Below are 9,296 nucleotides of genomic sequence, written 5' to 3'. Positions count from 1 at the left end.
GGGAAACGCCACGCTGGATCCCCTCGGGGGACCCCGCCACGCCTCCCCCGGTTCGGGGAGTTCGCCCGTCCCGGGGGGGGAAGGTCGGAGGGGCCGACTTTCCACTCCGGGGCCGGTGGCCTGCGGGGTGTCTCAGGCCTGGGGGCGGGCCAGGCGGCCGAGGAGGGAGATCGCGTCGTCGAGGGGCACCGGCTGGAAGAAGTGCGCGTCGGCGAGCTCGACGGCGGCGATGGCGCGTGGGGCCAGGTCGGCGCCGGTGTCGGTGACGCGCAGGCGCTTGGCGCGGGTGTCGGCCGGGTCGACCTCGCGCTCGATGAGTCCCTTGCCCTCCAGGGTGCGCAGCACCTGGGAGGTCATCTTGACGTCGGTGCCGGCCTGGCGGGCGACGGCCAGTTGGTTGGGCTGCTCGCCCTGGGAGTTGAGCCACCAGGTGCAGGCGAGCAGCACGAACTGCACGTGGGTGAGGTCGAGGGGGGCCAGGGCCGCGGCGATCTCGCGCTGCCAGCGGAGGGTGGCGTGCCAGAGCAGGAATCCGGGGCTTTCGCCGGGGCTGAGGGGCATCAGCGCAGCGCCAGCTCGGCCAGCGAGGCCATGGTGTCGGGCCAGTCGGCGGTGATGCCCGGGCCGATCTGGGGGCCGGCCTCGTCGGCGCCGGCGCCGGTGATCTCCATCCGGTAGACCACGCGGATCCGGTCGCCGTCGATCGGGTCGATCCGGTGGGTGGTGCGCAGCAGCAGGTCGCCGAAGACGGCCTCGTCGACGAAGAGTTCGTTCTCGACCGCCTCGGCGATGCGCAGCGGGATCGGGTCGTCACCGGGCGGCGTCATGGTGATCCGGCTGCCGGTCACGAACGGGCCGCTGATCTCGATCTTCTCGATCTCGGCGTTCCAGCTGCCCCAGTTCTCGACGTCGGCCCAGAGCCGCCAGATCGCCTCGGGGGTGGCGCTGGTCTCGATGCTGTGCTCGTACTCCCACATGGGGGCCTCCTTTGACCAGATGATGTATCCATAGATTATCTGCGCGACGACTATCTGTCGAGCGCTGAGTGGTGCGCGCCCTCCCGGATGGCTGGGGACGGCTGGGAGTCTGCTGGGAGTCCGGTCAACGGCCGGCCAGGCGGTGGCCAAGCGACCGCCCGGGCAGGGTGGCCTGCCCCGCAATGCCCGGATTCGGACGGTCAGCGTTCTCCCAGCGTGCGCCCAGGGCCCCGCAAGAGCGCCCCGGGAAGCTGTCCGGCATGAAGGTGTTCCCGCGACGGCGTGGTGCCGTCCTCGTCAACTCCGCGCTCGGCGTGGCCCTGGTGGGCGCCGCGGCCCTGGCGTACACCACGCTGGACAGCGGTACCAGCACCCCGGCCGGAAAGGCGCAGGTCCGGACGGCGACCGTGGCCAAGGGCACGGTCCTGGCCACCGTGTCCGGAACCGGCACGTTGGCCTCGCCCACCGACGCGGCCCAGGACTTCACCACCGGCGGCAAGCTGACCGCCGTCAAGGTCGCGGTCGGCGACGGCGTCAAGAAGGGCCAGGTGCTGGCCACCGTCGACACGACGGCCGCCCAGCAGCAGGTGGACGCGGCCCAGGCGGCGCTGACCACGGCGAACGCCAACCTCACCAAGGCCCAGGCCGGGGTCACTACCACGACCACCCAGCAGATCCCGGGAACGGCCGCGCCCTCCAGCGGAGGCGGCGCGGGCGGTGGGGAACGCGGAGCGGGCGGGAGCAGTACGCCCGCTCCGCAGACCACCACGATCACCACCACCAAGGTGGACGAGGCGGCGGTCGCCCAGGCTCAGCAGCAGGTCGCCACCGCGCAGACCAACCTCGCCAACGCCCAGGCGGCGCTGGCCGGGACGACGCTCACCGCCTCGGTGGACGGCACGGTCGCGTCGATCACGGGCAAGGTGGGCGACACTGTGGGCGGGGGCACGTCGGGTACCACCTCCGGAACGGCCAAGTCCTCAGGAAGCACCACGACTTCGGGCTCCCCGAGCGGCTTCATCGTGCTGACCAACCCGACCGGGATGCAGGTCAGCGCCAACTTCTCCGAGCTGGACTCGCTCAAGCTGAAGAAGGGCGAGGCGGCCACCGTCACCCTGAACGCGCAGTCCGACACCAAGCTCAACGCCACCGTCCTGTCGGTCAGTTCGCTGCCCGTGAGCAGTGGCGGCACCGGCGGTGCGGCGGCCGTGCAGTACGCGGCGACGCTGCAGATCACCGGCGACACCAGCAAGCTGCGGACCGGCCTCAGCGCGACCGTCTCGGTGGTCACCGGCGAGGCCGACAACGCGCTCTCGCTGCCCACCGCGGCCCTGGCCGGAACCGGCGCGGAGCGGACGGCGACCGTCGTCCACCCGGACGGCGCGACCGAGCGGGTCACCGTCGCTGTGGGCGTCGAGGGTGACACCACCGTGCAGGTGGTCTCGGGGCTGAAGGAGGGCGACAAGGTCGAACTCGCCACCACCAGCGGCACCAACGGCTTCCCGAACGGCTCCTTCCCGGGCGCGAACGGCGGCCAGGGCGGCCGAAACGGCGCCGGCACGGGAGTGGCCGGGGTCGGCGGCACCACCGGCGGCAGCGGCGGCGCGGGCCGAGGCGGTAGCCGCGGATGATGCGTCACGTCATCGACAAGCGGGAGCCCGCCGCCCCGCCACCGGTCATCCAGATCCGCCGGCTCACCAAGGCCTACGGCCACGGCGACGCCACCGTGCACGCGCTGCGCGGCCCCTCCGACCCGGCCACCGGCGAGCCGCAGGGCGTCAGCCTGGACATCGAACAGGGCGACTTCGTCGCGGTGATGGGCAGTTCGGGCTCCGGCAAGTCCACCCTGATGAACATCCTCGGCTGCCTGGACGTGCCCACCGCCGGCCGCTACCTGCTGGACGGCATCGACGTCGGCCACCTGGACGAGCAGCAGCTCTCGCTGGTCCGCAACCGCAAGATCGGCTTCATCTTCCAGTCCTTCAACCTCGTCCCCCGCACCACCGCGCTCGCCCAGGTCGAGCTGCCGCTCGCCTACGCGGGTGTACGGGCCGCCGAGCGGCGCCGCCGGGCGCTGGCCGCGCTGTCCCTGGTCGGCCTGGCCGAACGCTCCGGACACAAGCCCAACGAGCTCTCCGGCGGCCAGCAGCAGCGCGTCGCGGTGGCCCGGGCGCTGGTCACCGCGCCGGCGATGCTGCTCGCCGACGAGCCCACGGGCAACCTGGACAGCCGCTCCACCGACGAGGTGCTGGCCATCATCGACGGCCTCAACGCGACCGGCCGCACGGTCGTCCTGATCACCCACGAGGACGAGGTCGCGCTGCACGCCAAGCGGGTGATCCGGCTGGTCGACGGCGCGATCATCAGTGACGTCCGGCAGGCCCCGGTGGACGGTCCGCCGCCCGCCCTGCGTCCGGCCGCCGGCGTCCAGGGGGTGCTCACGTGATCCTCTGGCAGATGCTCCGCTTCGCCGTCGGCGGCCTGGCCGCCAACAAGGTGCGCTCCGTCCTCACCATGCTCGGCGTGCTGATCGGCGTCGCCTCGGTGATCCTGCTGCTCGCCGTCGGCAACGGCTCCTCGGTGGCGGTCAAGGAGTCGATCACCTCGCTCGGCACCAACTCGCTGACGGTCAGCGCCGGTTCGTCCTTCGGCGGCTCGCGCACCGCGTCCACCGCGAAGAAGCTCACGGTCGCCGACGCCAAGGCGCTGGCGAGCGACACGGAGTCGACCGCGATCAAGTCCGTCGCGCCGGTGGTCACCACCAGCGGCACCGCGCTGTACGGGGACATCTCGTACAGCCCCGGCTCGATCGTCGGCACCTACCCCGCGTACTTCGAGACCGCCAACCAGAAGATCGGCCGCGGCGAGTACTTCACCGCCGACGACGTGCTCGGCTCCCGCAAGGTCGCGGTGCTCGGCGCCACCACCGCCCAGCAGCTGTTCGCCACCGCCGACCCGGTCGGCAAGCAGATCACCGTCGGCGGCACGCCGCTCACCGTGGTCGGCGTGCTCCAGGCCAAGGGCGGTACCGGCTTCACCGACCCGGACGACGTGGTGATCGCGCCGCTGCCGACCGTGCAGAACGCCTTCACCGGCTTCGGCCCGGTCAGCCAGATCCTGGTGCAGGCCACCTCCGCCGACACCACCACCGCCGCCCAGGCCGAGATCACCCGGGTGCTGCTCGGCACCCACGCGATCGCCGACCCGAGCAAGGCGGACTTCCGGATCGGCAACCAGGCCTCGCTGCTCACCGCGCGGGAGTCGACCACCAAGACCTTCACCGTGCTGCTCGGCGCGGTGGCCGCGATCTCGCTGCTGGTCGGCGGGATCGGCATCACCAACATCATGCTGGTCACCGTCACCGAGCGGACCAGGGAGATCGGCATCCGCAAGGCGCTCGGCGCGCCGCGCGGGGTTATCCTCGGGCAGTTCCTCACCGAGTCCACCCTGCTCTCGGTGATCGGCGCCGGGCTCGGCGTGCTGGCCGGGATCGCCGGCTCGCACTTCAGCATCGTCGGCATCAAGCCGGTGGTGATCCCCGAGTCGGTGCTCGGCGCGTTCGGCATCGCCGTCGCCATCGGGCTGTTCTTCGGCAGCTACCCCGCCAACCGGGCCGCCTCGCTGCGCCCGATCGACGCCCTCCGCCACGAGTAGCACGAGTAGGACGTGACACCCATGAGCAACGAGATCGCCCCGGTGACCCCGGGCACCCCCGCCGAGCAGGTCGTCCTGCTCGCCACCCCGCCATGGGGGTCCCCCCGGCCGGAGGCTGGGGGAGCACGGGACGTCACCGCCGAGCTGGCCGCGCCGCCGCGCCGGAAGCTGCCCTGGCTGACCCTCGCGCTGGCGGGCGCGGTGATCGCCACGGCGGCGTTCGCCGGCGGCGTCTGGTACCAGCAGGGCCACGGGTCCGGCGGCTCCGGCAAGGCGGTGGCCGCGGGCGGGCAGCAGCGTCCGGGGGCGTCCGGGGGCACGGCGGGCACCGGGCAGAACGGCGGCCGCCGCAACGGCGGGCAGGGCCAGGGCCAGGGCGGTCAGGGCCAGGGCGGCCAGGGCGGCGGGCAGGGCGGGTTCACCCGCGGCACGGTCAAGGCCGTCGACGGCACCACCGTCTACCTCACCGACGCCAACGGCAACACCGTCAAGGTGACCACCGGCGACGCCACCAAGGTGCAGCTCAACAAGGAGGGCAAGGTCACCGACCTGCAGCCCGGCCAGAGCGTCACCGTGGTCGGCACCCCGGACGCCAACGGCGGCTACAACGCCACCCAGCTCGTCGAGGGCGGGACCGGCTTCGGCGGGGCGGGCGGCTTCGGCGGCGGTGGCGGCGGTGGCTTCGGCGGCGGTGCCGGCACCCGTAATTCTTCCGGCGGCTGACCCCGCAGCCTCCGGACGCCCGCGTGGCCCGGCCGAACACCTCCGGCGGCCGGGCCGCGCGGTTTTCCCGGTCCGGGTGCGCCTCGTGGCGCGCCTTCCGGGCGGCCAGCAGGGCCGCCCCCGGGCCCGTCGAGGCTGCGCGCTTTCCGCGTCCCGGCCCGTCCCGGCCTGTGCGCACACCACCCAGCCAGGCCCTTCGGGCCCGTTGGCCCAAATCCGCCCGATAAGGTGTTAATCCAACATTCATCGATGGCGCATAGCCTCCCCGGGCTAGCCTCAAGCTGAACGCCATCGTCCGACCGGGAGGCGGAACCCCCGTGCAAGGCACTGTGTCCACACCAGGAACCTCCGCGGTGGCCGGCGGCCCGGGCGAGGCGTTCCTCCTCGTCGTCGACGACGAACCCAACATCCGCGAGCTGCTCTCCGCCTCGCTGCGGTTCTCCGGCTTCCGGGTCGCCTCCGCCGCCAGCGGCACCGAGGCGCTCGAACTGATCGCCGCCGAACGCCCCGACCTGGTCGTCCTCGACGTCATGCTCCCCGACCTCGACGGCTTCACCGTGGTCGAGCGGCTGCGCGACCAGACCAGCCGCGGCCAGATCGCCGGCCCCGCCCACGGACACTCCGGCGACCACCTGCCGGTGCTCTTCCTCACCGCCAAGGACGGCGTCGGCGACAAGGTCCAGGGCCTGGCGGCCGGCGCCGACGACTACGTCACCAAGCCGTTCAGCCTGGAGGAGCTGATCGCCCGGATCCGGGCCATCCTGCGCCGGGCCGGCGGCCCCGCCGAGGACGGCCGGCTGGTCGTCGCCGACCTCACCCTGGACCCGGTCGCCCACGAGGTCACCCGCGGCGGCGCCCCGGTCGCGCTCTCGCCCACCGAGTTCAAGCTGCTGCACTACCTGATGGCCAACGTCGGCCGGGTGGTCTCCAAGGCGCAGATCCTCGACCACGTCTGGGCGTACGACTTCGGCGGCGACCTCTCCATCGTCGAGTCCTACATCTCCTACCTGCGCCGCAAGCTCGACTCCGGCCCCGCCCACGGCCCCAAGCTCATCCACACCGTGCGCGGCATCGGCTACGCGCTGCGCCGCCCCCCGCAGAACTGACGGACCCGCCCCGATGCCGATGCTCACCCGGCTGTCCCTGCGCGCCCGGCTGCTCGTCCTGGTGCTCGCCCTGGTCACCACCGGGCTCGCCGTCAGCGACACCGTGGTGCTCGGCACCGTCCGGGTGCAGCTGGTGCAGCGGCTCGACGAACAGCTCCAGCGCTTCGCCGAGCCGCTGTCGAAGCGCGCCCCCGGCCGGGTCACCTGGCCCGACAGCAGGCAGCCGACGGTCACCGGCAAGCGGGCCACCCCCAACTACCTGGCGGCACTGCCCAGCCAGTACTTCGTCCAGTACCTCTCGGCCGACGGCAAGGTGCAGCAGGTCGTCCGCCAGCCCGTCTCCGAGAACGACCCCGCGCCCCAGCTGGCCGGCCTCGACCCGGCCGCCACCGCCGCCGACACCCCCTTCGACCTGCCCGACCAGCGCGGCAACCGCACCTGGCGGGCGCTGGTCCTGCCGCTCCAGCGGCCGCCCGCCCCCGCCAGCGCCTTCGCCGCGCCGACCCCCACCGCCTCGTACCTGATGGTCGCCGTCTCCCGCGAGGACATCGACGCCACCGTCGGCCGGCTGCGCACCGCCTTCCTGGCGATCGGCGGCGCGGTGCTGATGCTGATCGCGGCGCTCGGCTTCTTCGCCGTCCGGGCAGGGCTGCGGCCGCTGCGCCGGATCGAGGAGGGTGCCGAACTGATCGCCTCCGGCGAGCTGTCCCACCGGATGCCCGCACTCCCGCCGCGCACCGAGGTCGGCCGGCTCTCCATCGCGCTCAACGGCATGCTCACCCAGATCGAGGCCGCGTTCGCCGCCCGGGCGGAGTCCGAGGCCCGGATGCGGCGGTTCGTCGCCGACGCCTCGCACGAGCTGCGCACCCCGCTGGCCGGCATCCGCGGCTTCGCCGAGCTGTACCGGATGGGCGCGCTGCCCACCGACGCCGACGTCAAGCGGACGATGTGCCGGATCGAGAACGAGGCCGTCCGGATGGGCACCTTGGTCGAGGACCTGCTGGTGCTCGCCCGGCTCGACGAGGAACGCCCGCTCGACCTCGCCCCGATGGACCTGCGCACCCTCGCCGCGGATGCCCTGCACGACCTCACCGCCCTCGACCCGTCCCGCCCGGTCGCCCTCACCGGCCCGGCCGGCACCGGCGCCCCCGGCCCGGCGCCCGTCCTCGGTGACGAGGCCCGGCTGCGGCAGGTGGTCACCAACCTGGTCGGCAATGCCGTCAAGCACACCCCGCCCGGTACCCCGGTGCGGATCGGTGTCGGCACCGCCGACGGGTTCTGCCTCCTGGAGGTCGCCGACTCCGGTCCCGGCCTCACCGCCGACCAGGCCGCCCTGGTCTTCCACCGCTTCTACCGCGTCGACGCCTCCCGCAGCCGCCACGACGGCGGCGGTGCGGGCCTCGGCCTCGCCATCGCCACGGCCCTGACCCATGCCCACGGCGGCACCCTCAGCCTCCACACCGCCCCCGGCACCGGCGCGACCTTCCGTGTGGAGCTTCCGCACCAACGCTGAGGGCCGGCGCCGAGGGCTGCTGTGCGGGCCCGGCCGAGGGCCGGCGCACACCTGGCGGGCCGTCAGCAGGGGTGCGGATCAGGAAGTCCGGAGGCCGTTCTCGTTGCCGGAAGTCGGCATGGAGCGTACGGAATCCACCTGCATATGATCAGGCCGCTGAGCGGTAATCATCGCTCTGGCAACGGCTTTTGCTGTTCCCCGATCCGAAAGGGATCCCCGTGAACCTCCGCCGTACCCTGGTCTCGGCTGCCATGGTCGCCGCCGTGATCTCGCCCGCCGCTGTGTTCTCCGCGGCACCCGCCTTCGCGGAGTCGGCTCCGGCGGCCCAGACCCAGAACGACGTGTCCATCGCCGCCCTGGAGCAGGCCGCCGCCGACGCCGCCAAGGCGTACGACGCGGCCGTCGCGGCCGAGGCCGCGCAGCAGGCCAAGGTCAAGGCCTTCTTGAACGACTCGCAGCCCTACCTGGGCAAGCTCGAAGAGGCCCGGGCCGCCGCCAAGGAGACCGCCGCCGCCAAGGCCGCCGCCGACAAGGAGCTCGCCGCCGCCAAGGCCGCCACCTCCAAGCTCGACGACCCGGCGACCCCGGAGGACGAGCGGGTCGCCATCCTGACCCGCCTGTACAAGGCCACCGAGGCGGCCAAGGCCGCCGACACCGCCAACGCCGCCGCGGAGAAGGCCAGGACCGCCGCCGTCAACGCCCTCGACGACGCCAGGGTCGCCGAGCTCCGGAAGCTGCACACGCTGAGCGAGGCCACGAAGGCCGCGTCCGCCGCCAAGACGGCCGCCGACAAGGCGCTCGCCGACGCCAAGGCCGCCGCCGCGCAGCAGCCCGCCAAGGGCACCGACCCGGCCCCCGCGGCCCAGCAGCCGCCCGCCGCCGTCACCCCGGTCGCCGACACCACGGCCGTGGCCGCCGGCACCACGGCCGCCGGCACCACGTCGTCGACCACGACGACCGCCGCGAAGACCGGTGTCAGGAACACCACCTCGACCACGTCCTCGACCGCGTCCTCGACCACCGCGTCGACCGCGACGGGGGCCGAGCTCGCCGACACCGGCTCCAACCCGGCCACCCCGTACCTCGCCCTGGGTGCCGGCCTCGCCATCAGCCTGGGCGCCGCGGCCGTCTACGTCTCCCGCCGCAAGGCCGGCCAGCCCGCCTGACCATCCGTTCGCGCCCGATCGGGAGGCGGCCGCGAACCCAACCCCGGGGGGGGGGGGGGGGGGGGGGGGGCCGCCCCCCCCGGGTTTTTTGTGGGGGTGGGGGGGGGGGGAAAACCCCGCCCGGGGGACGAGGGGAGGAGGGGGAGGGGGGATGCCA

Annotated in this window: 9 protein-coding genes; 7 read left to right on the top strand and 2 right to left on the bottom strand. The window is 73.5% G+C overall.

Annotation, left to right across the window (positions count from 1 at the left end; genetic code table 11):
- Window positions 1–132 precede the first annotated feature (132 nt).
- The gene (locus ACZ6NC_RS22055; RefSeq protein ID WP_465735251.1) at window positions 133–561 is read right to left on the bottom strand and encodes a MarR family winged helix-turn-helix transcriptional regulator; all 429 of its coding nucleotides are present in this window, start codon (window positions 559–561) and stop codon (window positions 133–135) included.
- Window positions 561–977 carry an SRPBCC family protein gene (locus ACZ6NC_RS22050; protein ID WP_465735249.1) on the bottom strand — a complete coding sequence of 139 codons (417 nt, stop codon included), beginning with the start codon at window positions 975–977 and terminating at the stop codon, window positions 561–563. The genes ACZ6NC_RS22055 and ACZ6NC_RS22050 overlap by 1 nt, the downstream gene beginning before the upstream one ends.
- 260 nt (window positions 978–1,237) lie before the next feature.
- Here ACZ6NC_RS22050 and ACZ6NC_RS22045 point away from each other — a divergent pair, with 260 nt between their 5' ends.
- The 7 genes from ACZ6NC_RS22045 to ACZ6NC_RS22015 all read left to right on the top strand — a co-directional run bounded on the left by ACZ6NC_RS22045 (window position 1,238) and on the right by ACZ6NC_RS22015 (window position 9,139).
- Window positions 1,238–2,608: an efflux RND transporter periplasmic adaptor subunit gene (locus tag ACZ6NC_RS22045; RefSeq protein ID WP_465735247.1), complete on the top strand. Its 1,371-nt coding sequence runs from the start codon at window positions 1,238–1,240 to the stop codon at window positions 2,606–2,608.
- On the top strand, window positions 2,605–3,423 hold the full coding sequence (locus ACZ6NC_RS22040) for an ABC transporter ATP-binding protein (protein WP_465735245.1): 819 nt from the start codon (window positions 2,605–2,607) through the stop codon (window positions 3,421–3,423). Before ACZ6NC_RS22045 ends, ACZ6NC_RS22040 begins: the two co-directional genes overlap by 4 nt.
- An 11-nt stretch (window positions 3,424–3,434) precedes the next feature.
- The gene (locus ACZ6NC_RS22035; RefSeq protein WP_465735243.1) at window positions 3,435–4,631 is read left to right on the top strand and encodes an ABC transporter permease; all 1,197 of its coding nucleotides are present in this window, start codon (window positions 3,435–3,437) and stop codon (window positions 4,629–4,631) included.
- 21 nt (window positions 4,632–4,652) lie between these two features.
- Window positions 4,653–5,354, top strand: a complete 702-nt coding sequence (locus tag ACZ6NC_RS22030) for a hypothetical protein (protein ID WP_465735241.1) — start codon at window positions 4,653–4,655, stop codon at window positions 5,352–5,354.
- Window positions 5,355–5,683: 329 nt separating this feature from the next.
- A complete protein-coding gene (locus ACZ6NC_RS22025) occupies window positions 5,684–6,460 on the top strand; it encodes a response regulator transcription factor (protein ID WP_465735239.1) in 777 nt (258 codons plus the stop codon).
- Window positions 6,461–6,473: 13 nt separating this feature from the next.
- On the top strand, window positions 6,474–7,973 hold the full coding sequence (locus ACZ6NC_RS22020) for a sensor histidine kinase (RefSeq protein ID WP_465735237.1): 1,500 nt from the start codon (window positions 6,474–6,476) through the stop codon (window positions 7,971–7,973).
- Between the two features lie 218 nt (window positions 7,974–8,191).
- Window positions 8,192–9,139, top strand: coding sequence for an LAETG motif-containing sortase-dependent surface protein (locus ACZ6NC_RS22015; protein WP_465735235.1), 948 nt, complete (start codon window positions 8,192–8,194; stop codon window positions 9,137–9,139).
- Window positions 9,140–9,296: the final 157 nt, after the last annotated feature.

The sequence above is a fragment of the Kitasatospora sp. NPDC041988 genome, assembly GCF_055588525.1.
This window is presented reverse-complemented; position numbering and strand designations above follow the sequence as displayed.